Below are 25,093 nucleotides of genomic sequence, written 5' to 3' on the forward strand. Positions count from 1 at the left end.
AATCGCTGCTTTTTATTTTTGGGCTAGGGGAATTTATCCAATTTCAAGCTTCACTTTTCCCCAGACAAATGACTAAAGCTTGCTCCCCATTCGCTGTCTGGCCCCGAGTCTCTTAGCTACTCCTGATCCAGCGGCTGCTCAATACCATCCTCATAGAAATCGAAGACCAGCTGCTGCTGCGTGCCTCTTACCGCATAGAACACATCGGCCAGCGTTTTCCCCTTATGCTTCTGCCTCAGCGCATGCTCCAGCCACTCACGGGTCAGCCCGTGCAGCTTCAGATTATCCTCCATCACCGCGCCGTCCATAATAAGCTCTACGGGAAAAGCCTGCGCTAGCTGCGGCAGCCCCATATCCTGCTTCGTGACAAGCCGGTACGCATCCTTTTTCAAAATAGAGATTCTTCCATTGTCTTCGAGCAAGGCATACTCCACCTCTTCGATATTGAAAACGCCCCTTTCCCTTAGCGCTTGGTTCAGCGAATCCAGCGTATAGCGAATTTTCTGCATGTTGGCTTCCATGACTTTACCGTTTTCTATCAGTACGGTGGGAGAGCCTGAGATCCAGCTGCGCATTTTTCGGCTTTTGAGAGCGAGCAGAGAAAGCAGAAAAGACATAGCTGTAATCACAATCAGAGACAGCACGATGTAGGAGGGCTTCAGGGTGGCATTAAACGCCAAGTTCGCCGCCAGGGAGCCCAGCGTAATGCTCGTTACAAAATCGTTAAACGTCATATTCGAAAGAGTCTGCTTGCCTAGAATGCGGGGAATGAGCAGCAGTAGTCCCACTGCAAGAATGGTCCGGATCAAAATTTCCACATACATCATTTACAACCCTCCTCCCCCTATTATTCCCGATGTCAGCAGAAAATAATGTGTTAGACTGCCCCTACAAATTGAAACAGCGACAGCCAAGGACGAGAAAATAAAGTCCTAGACTGTCGCTGTTTTTGAACTAACGTTACCCGTTTGTACAATGTTTTTAGGTTGAGCATTCATGCTCTCTTATCATAATTGATTTTATCAAGATATGATTTAACAAGTTGATTGCCACTTCCAGTGCTGTCGCTGATTGTTAAAATTACATAGTTTCTTGTTCTGTGGATGTAATATCCTCGCAGGCGTTCATATTCTTCTGCATTTTCCGATTGATATTTGTTCATAAGCTCATTGTAATAGGAGCTTATCGCACTTTGAATATTGTCGGCACTTTGTGGGCTATTCGCTTCGATAATTGCAAATTCTCTGGCGGTGCCATCTGTGCTAACGAACACTTTCGCGCTGGAAACATCTGAGACGGTTACGCCGCTGTAATGTTCCTTGATATTGGAAATATCAAGTTCTTTCATGTCTTTGTAATAAACCGATGACGTCAGCATAAACTCGGAAAACTTATTGATATTAATTTTTGTTATGGGTTGCATCAGGACGTAAATACTTGTTAGGACAATCACTACAGCTACTAGGGCAAAAACGAGTTTTTTCTTTGATATAGTTTTTATGAAGTTCTCCTCCTTGTTGAAATTAAGCTAACATATGACATATAAGAACAATTCTTAGGTCTTACTCTGATGATTTTACACCTGTTGATGCTATGATCCTCGATACCTTTTATTCGCTGTTTATTGGTTACAACCCTTCCTAGACCATTAAACTATACTACCCTCCAGCTTAATGGGACGTTATTAGTCCAACACTTTATTTTCTTTCGACATCCGAACAGCATAAAAAAGCAGCGCCCGCTTCACTTATTCTCAAGTGAAGCGGGCGCTGCTTTTCTATTCATGCGTTCAACATACAAGCATGCAGCTGCCTTGCTGACCGCTATTTCATCATCGTGCTCATCCGCTTGGATGCTTCCAGCAAAATAGGTGCGGCTAAGCGCATTTTTTCCATCGTCATGCGGCTTGCCGGACCAGATACGGACAAGGCGGCGACAAGCTTGCCCTCCCGACCAAATATCGGAGCGGAAAACGCGGCTGCACCCGGCTCCCGCTCCTCAAAGCTCGTCGCGTAGCCCTGCTCCGTAATGTCCGCAAGCTGCATCTTATATTGATCCAGATCAATCGTAAACAGCCATGATGGATCGCCGAAAATCTCTTCCCGCACGAGCGGATCGGCATAAGCGATCAGTACCTTGCTTGATGCCCCTGCGTAAAGCGGCAGCCTCGCTCCGATTGGCGCCACCCGGCGCACGGGCTGATTGCTCTGCACCGCCTGAATGCGAATCCGCTCCGAGCCATCGCGCACGTAAATGCTGACGGTCTCGCCCAGCTTATCGCGCAGGCGCTCCATCTCCGGCTGCCAAATGACCGCTGGATCATCCGTCCGGGATAAATGTGCGGACAGCTCCCACACCCGCATGCCCAGTCGGTAGCGCTCCGTCACCAGGTCACGCTCTATAAAGCCTTTATCTTCAAGGGTGGCCAGCATCCGATGGACCGTGCTCTTATGGAGCCCTGTCCGCTCGGCGATTTCCGTCATAACCAGATCCTTTCCCGCTGTAAAACATAACAAAATATCCAGCGCTCGTTCGACTGCGCGTACGGTTGATTTCCCTTCCTCCGCCATGATGTGACACACCTCCCTCGTTTCATTAAGTGAAACTCATTCTCACACAGTATAACTCATGAAAGGCTTAATCGTAAAGAAAAGTTCGCTTGATTACAAAAGCATTACAACACCTTAACAATACGTCGACATCAATTGACAGGCACTCCCCCTCCGCATACGATTAAAGTACTAGAAATGAGAAGCGTTTACATGGTTCGAGAGGAGGAGAAGGGTATGAGCACAACTATGATGACATCTGTTTCAATGGAGGGAGCCTTCCCCCAGGGACTGCATCCCTTTCCTTCTCTGGATAAGCTCCAACTGCCACGCCCGAGCGCAAAAACCAGGAGGTTGCACGCATTGGTTGCTCTTATTGCCTCACTGCTAGCTCTTTGCATGATCGTTGTCGTTATCTTCCATGCCTACGTGGCTTGGATGCTCGCCTATCCCTACGTCGCACCGCTTACTTCCAATCCGAAGGCTGCAATCGGACTTGATTACGAGGATGTGCTCATTCCGAGCATTAGCGGCAAAACCAACGTCAGCGGCTGGTACGTGCCTGCCTACAGCGATGATTCAAACAGTGAGCCTGCTACTCGCACGATCGTGTTCAGCCACGGCTACGGCGCGAACCGCGAAGAGACCTGGGTACCGATGTATGATTTAACGAAGCTACTTAATGGCCTTCATTATAATGTTATGCTTTTTGATTATGGCTACGCCTCTGCTGCTGACAAAACAGCAGCAACCGGCGGTTTGGAAGAATCCCAGCAATTGCTAGCCGCCGTTCAATATGTGAAGGAGCAGGGCTCCAAGGAAGTGATCGTATGGGGCTTCTCCATGGGGGCAGGAACCGCACTGCAAGCTGCGCTGCAATCCAAGGATATTAACGGCATGATCCTTGACAGTCTGTTCGTGCCAAGCGCTGATTCGCTGTTCAACAATGTCAGCCAGGTGGTCAGCTTGCCACGTTTTCCATCTGAAACCTTGATCGGGGCGCTGCTTCCACTCTGGACAGGAGTAGGCATCGATTCCGTACCCGCCGAGCAAATGATGAATACGAGCTACGATATTCCAATTTATATTATTCATGGCACGCAGGATGTGAAGTCGCCCTATACGACGGCGGAGCATATTGCAGACAAACAGACGAATCCATTGTCCCGCTCATGGATCGTGCAGCAGGGACAGCATGAAATGCTATTCCGCGAGCATCCGAGCGAATACATTCAGCGCGCTGCGCTATTCCTCAGCCAAGTCAATCAGCAGGTGCTCGCGGCTCAAGCTGATTCGACAGCGGCAAGTGCTTAAACAAAGCGACATGCCTCATAGCAAATGCCCCGCACACTGGAGCTTTTCCAGCAGCGGGGCATTTTTTTCACAACTTCTACTATGAACCGTTACCGCGCCTCAAATCCCCGCTTCACCCTTGTAGCGTTTGCGAAACTCAATCGGCGAATATCCTTCCTGCTTTTTAAACAGTCGTGAAAAATAAGAAAAATTGCTATAGCCCGTAATTTCGGCCACATCGCTCACCTTAAGATCCGATTCGCTTAGCAGCTTCTTCGCGTATTCCATACGCTGGCTTACGATATAATCCGTTAGAGACGAGCCTGTCTCCTTTTTGAACAATCGGGATAAATACGCAGGGTTAAAATGCAGCAGCGAGGCGATTTCCTCCCGGCTGACCTCCTCTGACATTCGCGACTTTACATATTGCTCGATTTGCTCTACGACAGTCGGCTCGCTTTCCTTCTGACTCGCCGCATGCTCGAGCGCCATCTCAATGACCTGCCTCGTCCACAAGCGCAAATGGGCAAGCGACTTTGTGCACGGCGCACTCCCCTCCCGTTTAACGCTGATCGCGTCAATAACATATCCGATTGAAATACCGCTTTGATTAAATGATTGATAGAGCGAAGATAGCAAATGATAATAGAGCGCTTTCAAATCTTCTTTGGAAAGTGGATATTCCCTGTCATAGGAAGCGAACCATTCATCGACTGACTGATACAGCTCCGCATGGCGGCCCTTCTGCAGCAGCAAGGCAATTTCCGCCGGCCACTCCTTGCGCCCAAGCAGCTGCTCCGGCATCTGATGCGCTTGCTCGCCCTCAACCCATACGTCCTTCATATCGCCCGCGCACTGCCGCTCCAGTTTAAGCAAAGAGGCGCTGTGACTCCCGAGCGTACAGAGAGCTCCCGGCAAGCTGATATAGCATTTCACACGGCTGTAAAAATAAACCCCGCAATCTTCGACCAGCCCCAAGCATCTTCTACGCAGCTCGGCAATGCTTCTCCCCTGCTCCTGCGCATGGTAGACGACGATAAACAGCTCGCCATTGCGGCTCTTGAGAACGGCGCCCGGCCAATTTTCCAAAACGGTTTCCTCTGCACGGTTCATAACCGCATACTCTAAAATTTCTTCATCCTTTATGCCAAAGCGCGCCTTCCAGCCGGAGATGCTGACGAGCACGAGCATAAACTCGCCGCTATCTGCTGCATCCGGCTCCATCAATGAAAGCTGGCTAAGCAGCGCTTCATTATTAGGCATTTTCCCAGTAGGATAAAGCACATCGTTCCAGAAGCGCTCGACAAGCTCCTGCTTGTGATGGCGCAGCACCTTTTCAAACTTGCCCATCCGCCGTTTCAGCAAATTATGCTCCCGATCCTGTTCCAGCTTGCGCAGCGAACGAGCTACCGTTTCCAGCAGCAGCTCATGTCTGACAGGCTTAAGCATATAATCGAAGCAGCCTGCACGCAGCGCCGCCTGAACATATTCGAAGCGGTCATGCCCCGTAACAAAAATGACGCTGGCCGAAAATTGCTCCTGGTTTAGCCATTCGAGCAGCTCCAGGCCATTTTCACCCGGCATTTCAATATCGCAGATGACCACATCAATCCGCTGGGTGCAAAAAATAAGTCGCGCCTCCTCTACATCCATCGCTCCATACACATCACTTATTCCTAACGAATTCCAATTTATCGTCTCCATGATACTTTTCAAAGCATAAGCTTCATCATCTACCACGAGAAGGCGATACATAATTAACACCCTCCTTTGCGCTTTGAAATGTTTATTTCAGCGGCCTGGTTCGCACAAGCCGTCTATCGCTTGAATGCATCGCTTCCTTCCAGATGTTTTCCAATTCAATCTTATCAAATTATGGATATTAAAACAATATTTTCTCCCTTCCTGATGAGGTTTCCCATAAAGAAAAAGAGGGCCGCGCAAGGCATATTCACCCAGCACGACTCCTCTTCCCCTAATACTAACTGTTAGCTTGCTTAGGCGCTGCTGTATTTTCTAAGGCTCAATGCCCCATACAAGCGTGCCGTTTTGGTAAAGCGTCACTTTATTCCAATCGACGAGCGAGGTTTTAGTCGCATCGAAGGAATAGTCATTGGCCTCATTCAAGTTGGACCAATCATTTTTGGAGACGCGCGTCTGAATTTGGCCGCTCGTTCCGCCCCCTGCAATGGAGCCTGCTGCAGCTGTGAAGCTGATTTCCACATACGTATCAGCTGTTGCAGTTGGCGAGCTCATTGTCACGAAGGAGGCCTGCACATTGCTGCTGCCCACTTGTGCATAGTCACTCCAGAAGCTGTGCTGCTGCGTGCCATCCGCCGTGAAGTAGTAGCGGATTTTCAGCGTGCTCAAGTCTACAGCTGTCGTGCCATCGTTCAAAATATTAAAGTGCGCCATCATCGCATTGTTCGTTGCATTCGTATCTGCCGCTCTATACTGGACCTTGAGATTGCCGCCAACTGGTGGCGCGACAGGCGTTACGGCTACCGTATTGGAAAGCGTTGTGCCAGCAGCATTTTCAGCGACAATTCGGTACGTATAAATGGTTCCATTCACAGCAGTAGCATCCGTATACGCCGTTGTTGTCAGGCCAGTTGCTACAGGGGCAAACACGCCGCCTCCCGAGGAACGCTCAACATTATAGAAGTCCGCTCCACTTGCTGCTGTCCAGGAAAGTGCCGCTGACGCATTGCCTGCGGTTCCCGTCAAGGTGAATGCTCCAGGTACGACCGAGCCCGGTGCCTGAGGCGTTACCGTCACCTGTGCCGAATTAACGGATTCCCCTACTGCATTGACGGCACTCACCACATAATAGTAGGTTGTGCCATTCGTGACACTCGTATCGCTGTAGCTTGTGCCGCTAACTGCAGTCGCTACCGTCGTGTATGGTCCGCCAGTTGTCGCAGCACGCTTCACATTATAGCTTGTTGCGCCAGGCGTCGTGCTCCAGCTCAGGCTGGCCTGTGCATTTCCAGCTGTTCCTGTCAGTGTCGCCGGAGCGCCAGGAACGGTTGGAGCTGCCGGTGTGCCCAGCAAACGGTCATACTCAGCATAAGCTGTTGCAATATCTACCTGCGACCAGAAACGGTGGTACTTAAACGTCGGTACGCCATTATCCCATGTTTGCGTCGTATTGTTCCACGACGTGTTGTACAGATTGGACAAGTACGACCATTGCGGATCCTGCTGGATCAGCGGACGCAAATCAGCATAGCCGATATAGACGCCATTGCCGCCTTTCGCTGGATCGGAGGCTACTGCACCGCTGCCTGGAAGCGCGTTGCCTTGGCCAAACGTACCCGTCCAGCCGCTTGGGAAGTAAATTTCCTTCGTGAAGAAGCGGTTGTAATCTCCGCGTTGCTCTTCTGTGACGATACCAACGCCATCGTTGTAGGTCCAAGCCGTGTCAAGAAGCTTGGCAGCCATTTCCTTCGCTTCGGATCCAAGCGGAGTCAGGCTTCCCGTCTCAGCCTGCGTACCCGCTGCGAAGAACGCAAGTGCTTTAACGTAAGTGCCGAGCGCGCCAACGTCCTGGCTCGGATTGATCGTAGTCGCATGGTAGGTCGGGTTGCCTGTATAGGAGCCGAAGCCATTCCATGTGTCCGGCTGGCCATTCCACTCTTGGCCTCCAGGAATCCAGAACTCGCCTGGTGCAGCTACAGTCGCTACGTTCACATTGCTGCCGCCCAGTATACGCTGGCCTTGCGCATTCAAATAGTAGCCGTCAGCATCAGTTACCGGACGCTCATCGACGAATACATAATCCAGCGTCCAATCCACCCACTTCTCGATGACGGTTTTAGCCATTTGGAAGTTTTCCGAGCTAAGGTCGCCATTTTCAGCCAAAATGTAATACAGCTCAGCTACACGCTCAAGCGGCCATACTTGGAAGCCAAACCAAGTGTTCGAATCCGGATCATGATAAACCGGAGCCTCATCATAGGCCATGCCGTAGAATTTGCTCACGCCTGCCGGATAAGCGGAATATTGGCCATTCCAGCTGTTCGTTGCGCCGCCGCCCATTGCGCCTTCAGACGATTGCAGCCATGTATAAAACTCGAGCTGGCGTTTAAGCGATGCGTTCCAGTCCGTCTGCGCCGTCGCGGACGTTGGGATAAGTCCGCCATCCTGGGACGATAGTGCATATGCGGCAACCGGGTTTTGGTAGGCCTGATGCGCGTGGCTTGCGCCGATACGCCAAGCCCAATTTCCAGAGCCTTGCTCCAAGCCGCCACCCCACGACGTATACCATGCCATCAAATAGGAGCTGGAATCCTTGCCCGTTCCCGGAGTTGGCGCACCGCCGCTTGCGCTTCCAATTTTTTGGAAGTACTTATCGTACATGCCGTAACGGAGATAATCGCCCATCTTTTTCGCTTTATTCAAGTAAGCCGTATTGTTATAGCCCAGCTCCTTCGCCCAGTACATCACTTGTACAGCACGGCCGTCCGCATCCGTCGCATTCGTATAGCGCCACTGCTTCGCAGGAGCCTGATTTTCCTTCGTGTAGAGGGACATAAAGCCTTCGCCTGTTTTGCCAAAGGTGTGATTGTCCTGAGAAGGATGCGGGATCGCCTCCCACACCGACTCCTGCTCGCCGCGCTGGAATGTATTAACGTAAGTAGACGTATGTGTTGGGTTAAGAAGATTTCCATAATTATACCAGTTGTCAACGTCAATCAGCCAATGCATCAAATAAGTCTGGTTGTTGCCGTACGTCGCTTTCAGCTCGGCATCAAGCGGGTCTTTTCCCGCTGCATATTTGCCGGAAAGCTGCACCGGATATTGATCCGGGAATGGCTTTTCATCCGCATACGTCGCTGGGCTATTCGGATTGTAGTAGCTCATTGTCGGCTGTTCTTCCTTGCCGTCTCCTTCATTAACCGGAATGATGTACTTCTCCATATTGTCCCAGGCCGCTTCCAAATGGCTCCAGTCCTGCGTATAGTGACCATACAGTGTCTCCAGCCACAGCCAGTAGCTGTAAGCCTCGGAAGTACTCATATGACCGTAATCCGGCGCTTCGCTGATCAGCGTCTCAATGGAGTGATAAGGAATGCCTTCCGGTGAAAAATAACCGTTCGACGGATTTTTGATCTGGTCGTACATTTGCAGGAAGCGCGACTCCTCAATGCTGACTGCCGCCGCAGCAGCCACGGATACTTTTGGAGTAGATCCCCAAAGTCCGGTGGACAGCGTGACGAGCAGCGTTGTAGACAAGACGAGTCCCGTCACTTTTTTCGAAGCTTTCAATGTGAAAATCGGTTTCATTTGATTTTACCTCCCCAATTTGGAATAACGGCTAGCGACTAATACTAAGGTTCGATTCCCCATACGAGCGTTCCATTCTGGTAAAGCGTCACCTTGCTCCAATCGACGAATGATGTATTTGTTGCATCGAATGAATAATCATTCGCCTCGTTCAGATTCGACCAGTCTGTTTTGGAAATACGGCCTTGAATTTGACCGCTGCTGCCACCTGCGCTAATCGAGCCTGCAGCTGTCGTAAAGCTGAGCTCCAAATACGTATCTGCCGTTGCGGCCTGCGAGCTCATTGTCACGAAAGCAGCCTGCACATTGCTGCTGCCGATCTGGGCATAATCGCTCCAGAACTGATGCGACTGCGTGCCATCAGCTGTGAAGTAATAGCGAAGCTTAAGCGTATTCATAGCTACAGCGCTTGAACCGTTGTTGAAAATTTCAAACTGCGGCATCATCGCATTGTTCGTTGCATTCGTATCCGCTGCTCGGTATTGCACCTTCAGGCCGCCTGCCGGAGTTGGCGTCGGCTGTAGAGTCGGCGTTGGACTTGGCGTCGTTGTTGGTGTTGGTGTTGGCGTCGTCGACGGTGTCGGTGTAGGACTCGGCGTTGTTGTTGGTGTCGGTGTCGGCGTTGGTGTAGCAGAAGGCGTTGGCGTCGGTGTTACACCGCCTCCATCCGGCGTCTGACCGAACACGAGCGCTCCAGCATCGTAGACCGGAATTTTAGCTGTCTTTACTGTCTGGCTTGATGAAAGCCCTGCATACGAATAATCATTAGCCGGGTTCCATGCCCCTTGAGGACCGGAAATACGGAACTGAATTTCCTTGCGGAAATGCGGTTGTCCGCCTGGGTAGATTTTCGTGCCTGTAAAGTCTGCCAGCACATAATAAATATGGTTTGCCTCGTCAAATGGCTTCAAGCTAACCGCTGCGCCTTGATTATAGTTGGCAGCAACACTTACGTTAGCTGCGGTGTAGCCGGCCGCATATACCTCACTTAAATCAATGAAGTAGCGGAAGGACAATTTGTCGCCCATGCGGGCAGGCCATGCCGATTGATTATTTATGAATGCTTTAATTTCAGTAAAATTTGAGCTAGATTGGTTCACTTGCGCTTCCACAAACATTTCATCGGCCTTCGTTTCGGCCGGAGGGAAGTTCGCAAGCGGCTGCTGGCCTACGCCGTACAGCAGGTTCATTTTTGCAAGCGAAGCCGTAAAGCCTGCGTTGTAATCCGTCGCCACCTCATTGCTGACGTAGTCGTTTATCGAATCGGTGTATTGATCCGATGCATTCGGTCCGCCTACCAATGCGCCATAAAGCGTATGGCGGTGCGAGGTCGGATTGCTAAGGCTGTCCGTCCACGAGCTGTGTGACGTACGATGATGCGGGTGCTCTGGTGCGTTGACGCCATATCCGACCACGTAGCTGCTGTTACGCGGATTGTCACCGAGCATATATTTAATCTGGCTAACGGCAAAATCGTTATAGCGCGCTTTTTTGACTGGGTCCGCTACAAAATCGGAATATACAAATGCAAGGAAAGAAGCATTCGCCGCATAACGCAGGGAGCCCCATGAATCCAGCCATGCCAGGCCGCCCGGCGAATACGTAATTCGCGATCCGTTTGTTCCAACGGTCCAATAGTTCAAATTGCGCTCAGTCGAGGCGATAAAATCACTGGCCTCAGGCCTCCCAAGCTCTGATGTAATCCGGGCGAGGAGCAATTGGGCGCCATAACGTTTGTCATCCCAGCCGATTGTCCATTTGTAAGCCCAAGTGTTGCTTGAGCTGTCCGTGTCCCAGTCATAAGCAGATTGAATAGCTTTATTCAAATAAGTGTTATCCTCTGTTGCCATATACAGCCAAGTCGCTGCCCAGGTTAGCTCATCTGTATAACCGCTCCACGAATTGTAGAAGGAAGCAACATCGGTAATACAATCCGAATATTTGCCCCGGTATGTGTCCGCAAAATTGTATAGCTCTTTCGCATGCTGGAGCAACAGTGCGGAATAAGCCGGATCTGATGCTTTAAACACGATAGATGAGGAAGCGAGCGCCGCCGCCGTCTCTCCTGCCAGGTCCGAGCCACGGCATGTTTCCGTGATTTTGAATGAAGGACGAGCCATCTGCATCACTTCCGCAGGTCCCCACCAAGCATGATCTGCGTTGCCGCCTCCAACCTGCCCCCAAAGCTCATTAGGCGCAGTATGCGCTCTAACAAAATAATCGGTGGCCCATTTCAAATTATCCAAAATCTCGTTCAATTGGCCAGCCTGCTCATAGCCTTCCTCATATTCATAAACCGACCAAGCCAGCATCGTTGCTGAAAAAGCCATCGGAAGCCCAAATTTCACATGGTCCCCAGCATCATACCAGCCGCCTGTTAAATCGACGCCATGATCAGCTCCGTCGAGCAAACCGGAATCGCCACGCCATTCGACACGGTTCGTGTCAGGAAGCGCTCCTGAACGCTGAGTTTCGTAAAAATAAATCGCTTTCTGTAATGCCTCTGCATAATTATAATTACCTGCCGCCTGAACGCTCGAGACTGGCTGCAATGGCAAACTGCCTAATAGCAGTGCGATTGCAAGTGTCTGAACGAGCACCCATTTGATCCGCATTTTGCGGTTTTTACTCAAAACCAACAACTCCTCTCATCATTTTCACTGCCATGTGCTTCGTATTGGCCTTGTCTTTGTTCTATCCTCCCTTCTGCTTCTATTCCGTCGCCCTCCCCACTGTATAAACTAATACGAGGGTCTATTACCATTTTATAGGATCGATTTCAGATGGCACTAGTCCTTTAAATGACTTCTTTACTGTCACTTTAATGACTTTTTTGGCGTTTTTTTCGTACAACCCCTACCTAAGTCCTTCCTTTTTTGAGGAGAATAGTTCAAATGGTTTCAGCATTTGGGACGATTTCAGCTCACCGCTTGTCATACTTAACACACAAGCGTAAACGGCTGAAGCCGTCCTTTGGCGGCAAGGCTTCCGTTTCGCAGGTGAAATATAAGTCCATTTATAAGGATGAAACTTATAAAGTCTTATATTTAAAAAAAGACCGCTCCACAAGCTGGTGCGTGATGCACACTAGCTTGTGAAGCGGTCTCCCTTACACAATAAACGACTACGAAAAAATTAGGACTTGAGCAAAGCTAAAAATTCGGAACGCAAAGCCGGATTGGAACGGAACTCACCGCGCACAGCCGACGTCACCGTCATGCTGCCAGGCTTCTTCACCCCGCGGGAGCACATACACAAATGCTCGCCTTCAACGACGACCATAACGCCATGCGGCTGCAATTCCTTGTCTAAAATATCTGCGATTTGGCTCGTTATCCGCTCCTGCACTTGCAAGCGCCTTGTAACAGCTTCTACTAGGCGAGCGAGCTTGCTGAGGCCGGCAATTTTGCCGCTTGGAATATAACCAATATGTGCTTTGCCGAAAAATGGCGCCATATGATGCTCGCACTGGCTGTAATAGATAATATCTTTTACAATAACCAGCTCTTCATGCTGTTCATCGAACGTAACGCCTAGCACCTCGCTCGGATCAACCTCATAGCCTGCGAAAATTTCTTCATACATGCGGGTGACGCGTGCAGGCGTCTCCAGCAGCCCTTCCCTTTCCACATTCTCGCCCACGAGCTTCAAAATTTCTTTCACATGAAATTCGATCTGCTCCCGGTTTTGAATGACTTTAGAGTTGACGTAATCTTTCTTTCCCGCCATGCGGACCACCCTCTTTCGGCTAATCAGAAGCTTATGCAGTTATCTGCGCGGCATCTTCTGATTTTTGTTCATATTCTGGTTCTGGTTTTTCATCATGTTTTGGGCACGCGTCATCTGCTGCTTGTTCAGATTATAGCCCATTTGTTTTGCCATTTTTTGAATCATTTCTGGATCGCTCTGCATTTTCTCTAGCTGTTTGCGCAAGTAGAATACGCCGATGAAAAATCCACCGACTGCCCCCACGATTAATGTCACAATCGGAATAATGTAACTCCACATAAAAAGCAAATCACCTGACCCTTTCCTGACTTAAACTTGTCTACAATGACCCCTATAATAGCATGTAAACTTGACATTCGCAAACGTTGGAAGCGCAAACGGTTTTCCCTATTCCAGCAGCCGCTAAGCGCAGGCAGCTGCTGGATCAACGAGGTAACGTATCAGCACCTTCTGCTAGTGAGAGCAATGCCTGCTCCATATAGCGCCGTGCGTCATCATCCGCTTCTTGCAGCAATGCCTGCTGGATCGCTTCCTCTGCCTCTGCGCCGCCAATGCGGCCCAGCGACCATGCCGCGGTTCCCCGCATAACCGGGCGCACATCCTGCCGCAGCACTTGAATGAGATCCGGCACTGCGCTCCGATCTTTAAAATTGCCCAGCGCAATAACCGCATTGCGCTGAATCGGCTTTTTGCCCCGCCAAGCAGAAGAACTGCTCGCATATAGGCGTTGAAATTCTTTATTGCCAATCGTCAGCAATGGTGTAAGCAGCGGCTTAACCAGCTCATGATCGGGCTGCAGCTCGGGCTGATGCGTCCAGTTTTTGCCCCGATTTACTGGACATACGGTCTGGCAAGTATCGCAGCCATACAGACGATTGCCAATTTTTCGCATATATCCGTCTTCTACAAAACCTTTCGTCTGCGTAATAAATGAAATGCAGCGGCTCGAATTAAGCTGGCCAGGGCCAACGAGCGCGTCCGTCGGACAAGCGTCAATGCATTTGGTGCATTCGCCGCAGCCATCAGTCACTGACTCATCCGGCTCCAGAGGCAAATTTGTAATCATTTCCCCGAGGTAAATCCACGAGCCAAGATCCTCAGACAATATCGAGCAATTTTTGGCGCTCCAGCCTAGTCCCGCCCGCTCGGCAACGGCCCGATCCGATAAAGCCCCAGTATCGACCATGCTTTCAGCGCGAAAGCCCGGTACGCGTTCCAAAAGCCAAGCTTCAAGCCTCCCTAGCCTATTGCGCAGCACCTTATGATAGTCCTCTCCCCAAGCCGAGCGGGACAAAATGCCCCTTCTGGCTCCCGGCTCCGATTTAGGAGGCTGATGGAGCTTGGATGGGTAAGCGATCGCAATGGCAATAATCGATTGGGGCTGGTCAAACAACAGCGCCGGATTGGTACGCTTGTCAAGGTCCGGCTCTTCGAATCCAGACTCATAGCCAAGCTCCCGGTGCGAAATAAGCCGCTGCTTCAAGGTGATGAACGGATCAGCAGAGGCGATGCCTATTTTGTCGATGCCGAGGCTGTGCGCGGCGGCTTTCATTTCTTTTTTCAATGCTGCGTAATACGCCCGTTCCTCCATCCCTTCACCTCCCAAAAGCTTCAGCCTGATGTTTGACGCGCTTGCTGTATCTAAATCTATAACGGCTTTATTTGTTTGTAAGGCCATACGATAAACTGCGCCTTGCCCTCAATCGCTGCAAGAGGAACCGCTCCAAACATTCGGCTGTCCTTGCTCGCCCGCGCATGACGGTTGTCGCCCATGACATAATAACTGCCTGCCTCGACAGTTAGCGGCATGATGTCCAGATCCTCAATATCCGTATCAATATACGGTTCGTCCACAAGCTCGCCATTGCGATACAAATGCTTGTCCGAAATTTCAATTCGGTCTCCTGGCAAGCCGACGACGCGTTTTACGAGCAGCTCCTTCTCTTTGCCAAACGCTGAGGGGTCCTGCAAAATAACGACATCGCCGATTTTTGGCGCACCGATCAAATATACGAATTTATTTACAAACAGCCATTCCTTCTCCTGCAAGGTTGGCTCCATGGAATGTCCTTCTACGGTAGAAAGATTAAACACAAACAGATGCAGCGCTGCTACGATAATGAACGATATGCCAACGGTTTTCACCCATTCCCAAAGCTCCTTCGACCAACCTGCGCGTTTAACTGCCCCAAGCTGCTCCCGTCCTTCAGCTTCGCTGCTGCCGCCGCCGTCAAATGAAAATCTGTCCATTCCTTAACCGCCTCCGCCCTATAAGCTTGTGCGCCATGCTTCATAATAAGCAATAATCACTTCGTCATTAAAAGGAATTGCATTCTCGTCCATCTTCAAAAGAAGCTCGCCTAGTCCAAACAGCACATGCTCCTGCACATCTCCTGGATAGTCGTACTTCGCTTTATGCAGCTCGTATTCATCCTCGTCCACCACTTGGCGGCTGCCATCCGGCAGACGAATGACATCCAAATCGTAATCGATATAGGTGAGCAGCGCGCCATGCCGAGCAAATGGAGAAGCGAGATTGCAGTAATAGCGAATACCGCCTTCCTCAAGCAGCGCAACCACATTATACCACTGTCCGGGCAGAAAAAAAGAAACCGCAGGCACCTCGCTCATCCAAACCTTGCCGCTGGCTTCCACAATAGGTGTCTCAAAGTTGATCGTCACCATAAACCCAAGTGCAGCATGCTGCGGAAGGAGCAGCGGTGCCGGAATAAGCCAATTATGCTCCCAGCTGCGATGAATGCTTCCATCGTGCTTGAAGCTCTTGATGACGCAATGCTGATAGGGTTCCATGTTGTTCTCCTCTTTGCAGGCGCTAAGCGCAGCGCTTAAACAGCCCTCTTAATAAGGTGAAACGGCTGCCCTCCGTCCTCTGGCGGCGCGGCGCGTTTCAGTCAGAGAAATATAAGCGTATCTATAGGTGTAAAACTTATAAAATCTTATATTTTAAATAGAAAAGCATACCCCACCGCCAAAAGCAATGGCGATGCAGATATGCCCTACAAACGGTTATTGGACAGCCTGAGGCTTGTCCTAACCTGCTATAATACTTAGCTGTTGAAAAGAGCGGAAAAAATCTTTGGACACATAGCCCAGCGATTCATAAAGCGGCAAAACGGCTTCATTGTGCTCATCAGCTGTAATTAAAATTTTCTTTACTTGGCGCTGTTGGAATCTTAGGCGCAATGACTCAATAAGTGCTTTGCCAATTCCTTGACGCTGATGGTCCGCATGGACCGCAACACGATAATAGTAGCCCGTGTTATTATCAATCGTACCGATAATGACACCTACAACTTCCGACTCATAGAGAGCGACGAGAACAAGCTCGCTATCCCATGACAATTGACGCGCAAAAGCTTCCATTGTTTGCTCGTAACATTCTTCAGTTAATACATCCGCAAGAAGAGCTGTTAGCAACCTGTAATCTGATAATTGGAAGGAACGAACATTCATTATCGATACACACCTCTATACCATGTCATTGTGCTGCAATTTAATCATTATACTACATCTTCTATCGTTTTCCTTCACAAAATTTTAAAATTTGTTTAAAAAAATCTAAGAATTTAGCGAATTATGACTGAAAACGCTTTAAATTAAGCGCTTACATAAAGTTTTGACCCTTTTTCGTTCATTTGATTGGATTTTCTCCCGCTTATGCATAATTACTTTATCTAAATGTCATGCTATTGGGGTCTACCTTATCTATCAAAATCCGACTTTTGAAACATCAATGTTGATTTATGTGATCGGATAAGGGATAATAAGAAGAGTAATTTACATATTCTAATTTTAGGAGGCTGTTTATATTATGGCACATCAATTACCAGCACTTCCGTATGCTAATAACGCTCTTGAGCCCCACATCGACGCTCTGACGATGGAAATCCATCACGACCGTCACCACAATGCTTATGTAACAAACCTGAACGCTGCTTTGGAATCTGCTCCTGAGCTGCAAGGCAAATCTATTGAAGATTTGATTGCTGATCTGGCAAGCGTACCTGAAGCGATCCGTACAGCGGTTCGCAACAATGGCGGTGGACATGCTAACCACAGCCTGTTCTGGGAAACAATCGGTCCTGACGCTGGCGGCGCTCCAACTGGCGCACTAGCTGCTGCGATTGAAAGCGAGCTGGGCGGCTTCGATACATTCAAAGCTGACTTTGCAAAAGCTGGCGCTACTCGTTTCGGCAGCGGCTGGGCATGGCTTTCCCTGACAAAAGACGGCAAGCTGAAAGTTTCCAGCCTGCCTAACCAAGACAGCCCGATCATGGAAGGCGAAACGCCGCTTCTTGGTCTGGACGTTTGGGAGCATGCTTACTACCTGAACTACCAAAACAAACGCCCTGACTACATTGCAGCGTTCTGGAACGTTGTAAACTGGGCTGAAGTTGGCAAACGTTACGAAGCAGCAGTTAAATAATACGGCTTGCCGTTTAAAGCGGAGTCTCCATGCGGAGGCTCCGCTTTTTTTTGTTTTCCAGCTTTCGTGTAAAACCATGCACAAGAATAGGCATTCGCCGCATAACATGAAGTAGGATAGTTAAATGCCTAACTCGACGTGCAAAGGAGTCTGACCTATCGCATGAACGATACTTACGGTTTCACCAATGGGCAAGTGCAGATTCATATCCCGCCATCTCCGTCTTCCCGCGCAGGGCAAGACTGCGGCTGCGGCGGCCCGCGCATGCTGATGCCTGGAGGCCCGGGATTATTCCCGCCAGGGCCGGGACCAGGGCCATTCCCGCCAGGGCCGGGACCGTTCCCGCCAGGACCAGGGCCGTTCCCGCCAGGACCAGGGCCGTTCCCGCCAGGACCAGGGCCGTTCCCGCCAGGACCAGGGCCGTTCCCGCCAGGACCAGGGCCGTTCCCTCCGGGGCCAGGGCCGTTCCCGCCGGGGCCAGGGCCGTTCCCGCCGGGGCCAGGGCCGTTTCCTCCGGGGCCAGGGCCGTTCCCGCCAGGACCAGGGCCGTTCCCTCCGGGACCAGGGCCGTTCCCTCCGGGACCAGGGCCGTTCCCTCCGGGGCCAGGGCCGTTCCCGCCGGGGCCAGGGCCGTTCCCGCCGGGGCCAGGACCATTCCCTCCGGGACCATTTCCACCGTTCCCGTTCCCATTCCCGATTCCGATACCTATTCCTTTCCCGCCGGGGCCACAAGGGACGGTAACGGTCGTTATTAACGGAGGACGGACGTTCCCTAATGTCACGCAGGCTTACCGAGTGTTCCATCGCATCGGCATGACGATTTATCAGGCGCTGCTGGCGACCGGAGTTGTCCGCTTTGGCTTCAACGGACAAATTACCTCAATCAGCGGGATTCCAATTGGCGGCAACATCAGCTATCTGCTCCGCCTGAATGGCAGAGTTATACCTTCCACGCTGCTGAACTTCCCGCTTCAGCGCAATGACGCCGTAGCTCTGGAGCTGATCTACTCCCCTTCCGGCCGCCAGAGCGATGAAGATTTAGCTGATATTTCCGACGTAACGCAGCAGTCCTAATATAGTTGAATTAAAAAGAGCGGGCCTACCGAATTCCGTAGGCTCGCTCTTTTCATCTTTCCGTTCACCTTCAGCTTCTGCTGTAGCAAATGGACAAGCCTTCCTTTATTCCTTAACACCGCCGAGCGTCAGCCCGGTAACGAAGTATTTTTGCAAAAAAGGATATACGATAATAATCGGAACGGTGGCTACGACTGTAATGGCTGCACGGATGGAGGCTGGCGTTACGATATTTGCCTGTATATTTTTGCTGCTGGCAAAAGCCGATTCCGCCGTTCCTCCAACGCTCATATTGGCGGATTGCAGCTTTTTCATCAATTCATATTGCAGCGTGCTAAGGTTAATATTCGAGGAGTTATATAAAAAAGTATCAAACCAGCTATTCCATTGTCCCACTGCGACGAAAAGGGCAATCGTTGCAATGACGGGCAGGCTGAGCGGTAATATAATCCGTAAAAATATGGAGAAATGCGTCGCTCCATCTATTTGAGCTGATTCAACCAGACTCTCGGGCAGGCCCTCCATAAAGGATCGCATCACAATAAGGTTGAACGCGCCTATAAGCCCCGGAATGACGTAAACCCAAAACGTCCCGTACAAATGCAGATTTTTGATGAGCATGTAGGTTGGAATCAAGCCGCCACTGAAATACATCGTAAAGATGAAGATGAAGGATATCGGCCCCCGCAGCATATACTCCTTGCGGCTGAGCGTATAGGCCAGCATCGCTGTGCAAAACACGCTGCTTACTGTGCCGAGCAGCGTCCGGGCCACGGAAATGAAGAAGGCATGATAAATGAGCCCATCCTGAAACAACGTGCTGTAATTTAGTGTCGTGAACTCGCGCGGCCACAGAAAGGTGCTGTCCCGAACCGTATCCTGTGCCTGGTTAAACGAAACCGCGAGCGTATTCAAAACCGGATAAAGCGTAAGCACAAGCAGCGCTAGCAGAAACACGGTATTGCATATGTCAAAAAGCAAGTCAGCTACAGACCTCTTCGACCTGCCAAGTGTCGTCGTTGTCATCGTTTCCTCCTGTTCCCTGTCATCTTGCATGAGTCTAAAACAGGCTTTTGCCGTCCACTGCAGGGCGGCAAAAGCTCCTTTCATCTTCAACTAAAACAGCCTCTCCTGACCCATCCGCTTCGCCATTCGGTTTGCGGCAAGCAGCAGCACGACGCTGATGACTGTTTTGAAAATGCCGGCAGCGGTTGCAAACGAGAACCGCGACAGATTAATGCCATACTTCAACACGAAAATGTCTATCGTCTCGGAAAAGTCCACCACCATTGGGGTTTGCAGCAAATATTGCTGTTCAAAGCCGGCATCCAAAATATGTCCAATATTCATGATAAGCAGGATAACAATAATTCCGCGAATGCCGGGCAGCGTAATATGCCTTATTTTTCGAAACCGTCCCGCCCCGTCGATGCTGGCCGCCTCGTAAAGCGAAGGATCAATCGTCGTCATCGCGGCCAAATAAATAATCGCGCTCCAGCCGATTTCCTTCCACACGTTGGAGGCGCCAATAATCCACCAAAAATAATGCTGCTCGGAGAGCCACATAATAGGCTCCTTAATAATATGAAGACTCACGAGCAGCTTGTTGACGGCCCCATCAATAGAGAGCACGTTCATAATCAGGTTCGCGGCCACAACCCAAGATAGAAAATGCGGCAAGTAGCTCACCGTCTGGACGACACGCTTAAACATCACCTTGCGCACTTCATTGAGCATAAGCGCAAGGCCAATCGAGCTGACGAACCCAAACACAAGATTGATGAGGCTCATCGCGAGTGTATTGCGAATGACGCGGATGAAATTCTCATCCTGAAACAGCTCTCTGAAGTTGGCGAGGCCCACCCATTCGTTTTCAACCATCACAGAACCAAGCTTATAATTCTGAAAAGCCATCATCCACCCGTACAACGGCACGTAGGCGAAAATAATGACATACACCAGAAAAGGAATGGACATGATCATTAGCGCCTTTTGACTGCGCAGCTTGCTCCATTTGCTCGGCCTTTTCTGGATTTGGGTATGCTCTTTCACACGCTCGACCGTTACAGACATGGCATGCTCCCTCTCCCTCCTTGCTGCGTGTTTCCTACCAGTTCTCTTGGCGGTCCTTCACCTTCGTCGTCAGCTCATCGAGCCAGCCTTGAATATCCAGTTTCTCGACCGCAGCGACATATTCATTCCAATATTTTTCGAAGTCGTCGGTATTTTGGGCAACGACCATTTGCGGCGGATATTTTTTATTAATATCGTTAAGCTTCTGGTTGAACACCTTGTTTTTCTCAGTTAGCTCGATGCTCCAGAGCGGGAAATATTTGCGGTCTAGATTCGGGCCATCGAACAGCTCCTCGTAGGTTGTTACGCCATAAGCCTTCAGCAGCTCCAAATCCATCTCATCGTATCCGGCTGCAATTTCTTCCGGCTGCTGATACTGCTGATAGCTGTTGCCGTCAGCCATCGTCCCCGACGAGCCCGGCCAGTACCAGAGGATGTTTCCGGTTGTTTTCAAGCCATTTTTCGGGTCGGCAAAAAAGTCCCGCTGCTCCTGATTGCGATAAAACCGTCCGGTTTCGCTGACCGTATAATCTTCGCCCGCCACGCCCCAGTTGCGCAGCAATTGTCCTTCTTCACTTGCCATGTAATCGGCATATTTGATAGCAGCTACAGGGTCCTTCGCATTAATCGTAATGGAGAAGCCCATATTGTAGTTCATCGAAGGCACGTCCAAATAATCCGGCTGAATACTGTCATCAAAGGTGAGCTGGAGCGGTACAAACATCCGATTTGCTTTGCCCTGCTGCTTCAAGGAATCAAGCGCCGTCTGGAACTGCCACTTCTGGTCAAACATCCCCAGCACCCGGCCACTGGACAGCTTAGCCAAATACTGCTCATAGTTCATCACAAAAGCTTCCTTGTCAATCATGCCTTCCCGGTACATTTCCTGCAGCTTCGCATAATAACGCTTCGTAACGTTTTCGTCCGTCTGGTAGAAGGCCAGCTTGCTTGCCACCGGGTCAACAATAGCCCGTGAATCGTTAGGCCCGCCGGCTAAAAATTGCATCGCGGTCGTCAACGTGAAATTGCGGTTGTCATAGGTTAAAATTTCAAAAGGAATCGTATCCGCACCATCGATTTGCGGGTATTTTTTATAATAAGCGCGCAATACATCGACGTATTGATCGAACGTCGTTATTTTCGGATAGCCTGCGTCCTTAAGCACTTCCTTCTGAATCCAAAAGGCTGCGCTGATGCCCTTAATCGGCGTCCCCGTAGGTGCAACCTGCGGCAGCGCATAAATATGTCCATCCGCTGCTTTCAGCCTTTCCCAGTATGGCCCATAAATGCGTTTAATGTTCGGGGCATGCTGCTCAATTAAATCCTCCAGTGGAATGAGCGCGTTCGCATCCTCGAATTTAACCGTCTCACTCGTATTGATGAGGTCAGGGTAATCGCCTCCGGCGATCATTACGCCTACCTTCTGCTCCTTCTCGCCGACAAGACGTTCATATTTGATCCTCACCCCTGTCTTCTGCTCAATCATATCGCCGATTTTCGTATGCTCAGGTACATTATCGCCGGGGTCAAATATGAAATAGCTGAATGTGGTCAGCTCTCCGGAGCTGTTATTTTTGCTTGTGCCCGCAGCCGTATTCGTGCTCTCCGTACTGCATCCTCCCACTATCATCGATAAGGCCAAAGTCGTCCCGGCGATCCATGTAAGCGCTATATTTTTACTCAAGATCGTTGCCACCCTCCCTTTAATATAAATTAACTGTATCAAACAGGTAGCTGCCCAGGTACCCGAAAAACCTTAACATCATACCCTGCAAATCTAACGAGATTTGCAGCCGTTGCTCCGGCGACGGGGTGGAGAATTACCATATTTTATATATTTAGGGTAGCTATTTCAACAAATAAGTGTTAATTTTACTAATGAAAACGCTTCATTAGCTTTTGAATGACACTATTATACTAACAAAATGATTCGGTTAGCCTTTGGTCAAAGGAGCAGCAAGCGATGAAAATGATGCAAAACCTCCGTCCCTTCCGCTGGAATGATTTCCGGCTGCGAAACAAGCTGTTGCTTTTATATTTTGCCGCTGTTTTTATCCCGGTCATGCTGACGAATACGTTTTTCTATACGATAACCGCAGGCAATGTCCGAACAGAGAAGGTCCAGGATCTTCGGCAATCGCTTGAGCGGAACAAGGATAACTTTCGTAAAATGCTGGAGGGCGTCATTAGCTTCTCCTCGGTCATCTATAATGACGGCATCCTCTACAGCGCGCTGGATCGCACTTATGCGAGCGAAAGTGAAGTCATTTCGGCTTATGGCGAGGTGCTGAGCAACTCGATTAACCGCTTCGTTCCACTGAATAAGCAATTTTATAATGCGTATTTGTTTACCGACAACGACAGCCTGATTCACGCAGGCCTCCTGCAATACATTGACTTGCAGACGAAGCAGGAGGGCTGGTTTCAAGCGACTACCGACCAGGCGCGAAGCCGAAAATGGCTGCTTTACACGAACACGCCGAGCGCGCTTTGCAGGCAGTCTGGGGCAGCATCGGCAACGCTCACAGCCAGCGGGGAAACAACCGTACGAACAGAATCGGCAGAATGCGGCGCTCCGTATTTGAGCGTGATCCGCGAGCTTGATTTTTACAAAGCCTATTCCAACTATCATAAAATTCTCAGAGTGGATATTTTGCCGCATTATTTGGAAAATACATTATTTGATCATTCGTTTCCCGGTGAAATTTATTTATTGAATCCGCAGGGCCATGTCATTTACTCGTCGGAGGCAGAGCCGCCAGCGTTCATTCATGGCAGCTCTCCGCAGGACAAAACAACCATCGTCAGCCCGTTTGAAGGCATCGATTACCTGAAAGGCTGGGAGATGGTAGGTATCTACCCTAATGACGTCGTTAATCAAAGCCTATTTGATTCACGAAAATTCATTATTTACTTGACCAGTGTGAATCTGCTATTTCCGAGCATTATTATTTTACTTATTGCCAGATCGCTTAATCTGAGGCTGGGCATGCTGCTGGGCGGTATTAAACGGGTGAAAAATCAGCGCTTTGAAGTGCTGCGGACTGAACCGGCATCCGATGAAATCGGGCAGCTGACCGAGGAATTTAACCGCATGACACAGCAGATCAACGGCCTCATCCAAGATGTGTACGTGGCAGAGCTGGATCGTCGACAGGCGCAGTTTAATGCCCTGCTAAGCCAAATCAACCCTCATTATTTGTTTAACACGCTTGATGCCATTCGAATGAATTGCGTCATTAAAGGCGAAGAGGAAACGGCATCGGTCATTAAGCTGCTCGGCCGCGGCTTCCGCAGATCGCTAAGCTGGGGCGAGGATATGATTCCGCTTCAAGAGGAGATGGCGTTCGTCACTGACTATCTGGACATTCAGCATTTCCGCTTCGGCCATCGCCTCTCCTACCAGCTGGAAATGGATGAAGAAGTGCTTGAGCTGCAATTGCCGAAAATGAGCATCCTTCCGCTTGTCGAAAATGCCTGTATTCATGGCATTGAGCATTCCGAGCAGCCGGGCAATATTATCGTATCAGCCAAGCTGCATAGCGCCCGCATTGTCATTCGCGTGTCAGACAATGGCATTGGAATGGAAGAAGAGAAGCTGCAGCAAAGACTTGCAAGTCTGGAGCAAGCAGGAGCGCAGCATCAGCAGGGCAACCATGTCGGACTGAAAAATGTTTATGACCGGCTCAAGTGGCATTTTGGGAAGGAGTTCAGCTTTAGTCTGGATTCCCGTTATGGGGAAGGCACAACGATTGAGCTGCAAATTCCCGCCGCCTTCGCTAAGGATGAATCTGTAGTTGAAAGGAGAATCATCGATGTTGAAAACATTGATCGTGGAAGATGAGCCGCGAATGCGTGAAGGGCTGAAAAGAATTATTTATTGGGAGAAGTATGGCTTTAATCTATGCGGTGATGCGGAAAATGGTCGGCAGGCGCTCGAATTGATTGAACGCGAGCAGCCCGCACTTGTCATTACCGACATTCGTCTGCCTGGCATTACAGGACTTGAACTTATGAAGGACGTAACGGGTCGAATGGATACCTGCTTTATCGTCATTTCTGGCTATGATGAATTTGAATATGTGAAGACAGCCCTCATCTGCGGTGCTGTTGATTATATTTTGAAGCCTGTGGAGGAGGAGCAGTTGATTGGTGCTCTGCTGCGGGTGAAACAACGGCTGCTCAAAGCTTCGGCCAGCACAAATGCCAGCTCGGCGGATGCTGTGCTACCGGATGCGGGAATGCCTTCGGATGATCCCATCGCTTTTGTCAAAGAGTATGTGGCCTCACATTATCAGGAGCAGGTGACGATGAAAGAAATTGCCGGCAAAACGTTTCTCCATCCCTTCTATCTCGGGCAATTGTTCCGCAAATCAACCGGTATCTACTTCAATGATTACGTCCATCAGATTCGGGTGGATAAAGCGCAGCTGCTGCTCGCCACTACAAGCAGCAAAATAGCCGACATCGCTGCTGGCGTCGGCTATCCGGACCCGGACTATTTTGTGCAGCAGTTCAAGAAATTTACCGGCTGCACCCCTTCCCATTTTCGTAAAAATCAGCTGTAGCGTTTCATTAATTTTTCCATATAGGATTCAGAGAATTTTATTTTGTATCCATACAAAAAAGCCAGCATCCC

Annotated in this window: 20 protein-coding genes; 5 read left to right on the top strand and 15 right to left on the bottom strand. The window is 49.9% G+C overall.

What is annotated here, in order from left to right; translation table 11 throughout:
- Positions 1-116: 116 nt before the first annotated feature.
- The 3 genes from AC50YG_RS07990 to AC50YG_RS08000 all read right to left on the bottom strand — a co-directional run bounded on the left by AC50YG_RS07990 (position 117) and on the right by AC50YG_RS08000 (position 2,570).
- Positions 117-827, bottom strand: a complete 711-nt coding sequence (locus AC50YG_RS07990; protein ID WP_494825984.1) for a DUF421 domain-containing protein — start codon at positions 825-827, stop codon at positions 117-119.
- A 167-nt stretch (positions 828-994) separates the two neighbouring features.
- Positions 995-1,348 carry a DUF4358 domain-containing protein gene (locus AC50YG_RS07995; protein WP_494825986.1) on the bottom strand — a complete coding sequence of 118 codons (354 nt, stop codon included), beginning with the start codon at positions 1,346-1,348 and terminating at the stop codon, positions 995-997.
- A 475-nt stretch (positions 1,349-1,823) separates the two neighbouring features.
- Complete coding sequence (locus AC50YG_RS08000) at positions 1,824-2,570, bottom strand: IclR family transcriptional regulator (protein ID WP_494825988.1); 747 nt, start codon at positions 2,568-2,570, stop codon at positions 1,824-1,826.
- A 342-nt stretch (positions 2,571-2,912) separates the two neighbouring features.
- On the opposite strand from AC50YG_RS08000, the gene AC50YG_RS08005 reads away from it, so the two are divergent.
- A complete protein-coding gene (locus AC50YG_RS08005) occupies positions 2,913-3,863 on the top strand; it encodes an alpha/beta hydrolase (RefSeq protein ID WP_494825990.1) in 951 nt (316 codons plus the stop codon).
- Positions 3,864-3,962: 99 nt separating this feature from the next.
- On the opposite strand, the gene AC50YG_RS08010 is transcribed toward AC50YG_RS08005, so the two are convergent.
- From AC50YG_RS08010 to AC50YG_RS08050, 9 genes are all read right to left on the bottom strand, one after another.
- A complete protein-coding gene (locus AC50YG_RS08010) occupies positions 3,963-5,597 on the bottom strand; it encodes a response regulator transcription factor (protein ID WP_494825992.1) in 1,635 nt (544 codons plus the stop codon).
- 261 nt (positions 5,598-5,858) lie between these two features.
- Positions 5,859-9,131 carry a glycoside hydrolase family 48 protein gene (locus AC50YG_RS08015; RefSeq protein WP_494825994.1) on the bottom strand — a complete coding sequence of 1,091 codons (3,273 nt, stop codon included), beginning with the start codon at positions 9,129-9,131 and terminating at the stop codon, positions 5,859-5,861.
- Positions 9,132-9,175: 44 nt separating this feature from the next.
- Complete coding sequence (locus AC50YG_RS08020; RefSeq protein WP_494826366.1) at positions 9,176-11,746, bottom strand: glycoside hydrolase family 9 protein; 2,571 nt, start codon at positions 11,744-11,746, stop codon at positions 9,176-9,178.
- A gap of 520 nt (positions 11,747-12,266) precedes the next feature.
- The gene (gene folE / locus AC50YG_RS08025; protein WP_056030885.1) at positions 12,267-12,860 is read right to left on the bottom strand and encodes a GTP cyclohydrolase I FolE; all 594 of its coding nucleotides are present in this window, start codon (positions 12,858-12,860) and stop codon (positions 12,267-12,269) included.
- Positions 12,861-12,899: 39 nt separating this feature from the next.
- On the bottom strand, positions 12,900-13,139 hold the full coding sequence (locus tag AC50YG_RS08030) for a YneF family protein (RefSeq protein ID WP_046232156.1): 240 nt from the start codon (positions 13,137-13,139) through the stop codon (positions 12,900-12,902).
- A 145-nt stretch (positions 13,140-13,284) separates the two neighbouring features.
- Positions 13,285-14,451, bottom strand: a complete 1,167-nt coding sequence (gene queG, locus AC50YG_RS08035) for a tRNA epoxyqueuosine(34) reductase QueG (RefSeq protein ID WP_494825995.1) — start codon at positions 14,449-14,451, stop codon at positions 13,285-13,287.
- A gap of 56 nt (positions 14,452-14,507) precedes the next feature.
- Entirely contained in the window at positions 14,508-15,110 is a 603-nt protein-coding gene (gene lepB / locus AC50YG_RS08040; protein WP_494825996.1) for a signal peptidase I, read from the bottom strand.
- An 18-nt stretch (positions 15,111-15,128) separates the two neighbouring features.
- Positions 15,129-15,671, bottom strand: coding sequence for a DUF402 domain-containing protein (locus tag AC50YG_RS08045; protein ID WP_494825997.1), 543 nt, complete (start codon positions 15,669-15,671; stop codon positions 15,129-15,131).
- A gap of 240 nt (positions 15,672-15,911) precedes the next feature.
- On the bottom strand, positions 15,912-16,334 hold the full coding sequence (locus AC50YG_RS08050) for a GNAT family N-acetyltransferase (RefSeq protein WP_046232160.1): 423 nt from the start codon (positions 16,332-16,334) through the stop codon (positions 15,912-15,914).
- Positions 16,335-16,692: 358 nt separating this feature from the next.
- Between AC50YG_RS08050 and AC50YG_RS08055 the strand changes: the two genes are divergently transcribed.
- Both AC50YG_RS08055 and AC50YG_RS08060 read left to right on the top strand, forming a co-directional pair.
- Positions 16,693-17,307, top strand: a complete 615-nt coding sequence (locus AC50YG_RS08055) for a superoxide dismutase (protein ID WP_341280987.1) — start codon at positions 16,693-16,695, stop codon at positions 17,305-17,307.
- A 162-nt stretch (positions 17,308-17,469) separates the two neighbouring features.
- Positions 17,470-18,381 carry a hypothetical protein gene (locus AC50YG_RS08060; protein ID WP_494825998.1) on the top strand — a complete coding sequence of 304 codons (912 nt, stop codon included), beginning with the start codon at positions 17,470-17,472 and terminating at the stop codon, positions 18,379-18,381.
- 105 nt (positions 18,382-18,486) lie between these two features.
- Here the strand turns inward: AC50YG_RS08060 and AC50YG_RS08065 are convergent, their stop codons facing one another.
- The 3 genes from AC50YG_RS08065 to AC50YG_RS08075 all read right to left on the bottom strand — a co-directional run bounded on the left by AC50YG_RS08065 (position 18,487) and on the right by AC50YG_RS08075 (position 22,138).
- A complete protein-coding gene (locus AC50YG_RS08065) occupies positions 18,487-19,407 on the bottom strand; it encodes a carbohydrate ABC transporter permease (RefSeq protein ID WP_473756813.1) in 921 nt (306 codons plus the stop codon).
- Between the two features lie 90 nt (positions 19,408-19,497).
- Positions 19,498-20,454 carry an ABC transporter permease gene (locus tag AC50YG_RS08070; protein WP_494825999.1) on the bottom strand — a complete coding sequence of 319 codons (957 nt, stop codon included), beginning with the start codon at positions 20,452-20,454 and terminating at the stop codon, positions 19,498-19,500.
- Between the two features lie 34 nt (positions 20,455-20,488).
- A complete protein-coding gene (locus AC50YG_RS08075; RefSeq protein WP_494826000.1) occupies positions 20,489-22,138 on the bottom strand; it encodes an extracellular solute-binding protein in 1,650 nt (549 codons plus the stop codon).
- Between the two features lie 279 nt (positions 22,139-22,417).
- On the opposite strand from AC50YG_RS08075, the gene AC50YG_RS08080 reads away from it, so the two are divergent.
- Positions 22,418-24,298 carry a sensor histidine kinase gene (locus tag AC50YG_RS08080; protein WP_494826001.1) on the top strand — a complete coding sequence of 627 codons (1,881 nt, stop codon included), beginning with the start codon at positions 22,418-22,420 and terminating at the stop codon, positions 24,296-24,298.
- Entirely contained in the window at positions 24,270-25,022 is a 753-nt protein-coding gene (locus AC50YG_RS08085) for a response regulator transcription factor (protein ID WP_473756688.1), read from the top strand. The genes AC50YG_RS08080 and AC50YG_RS08085 overlap by 29 nt, the downstream gene beginning before the upstream one ends.
- The last annotated feature ends 71 nt before the right edge of the window (positions 25,023-25,093 follow it).

It is taken from the genome of Paenibacillus sp. J31R34 (genome assembly GCF_059383715.1).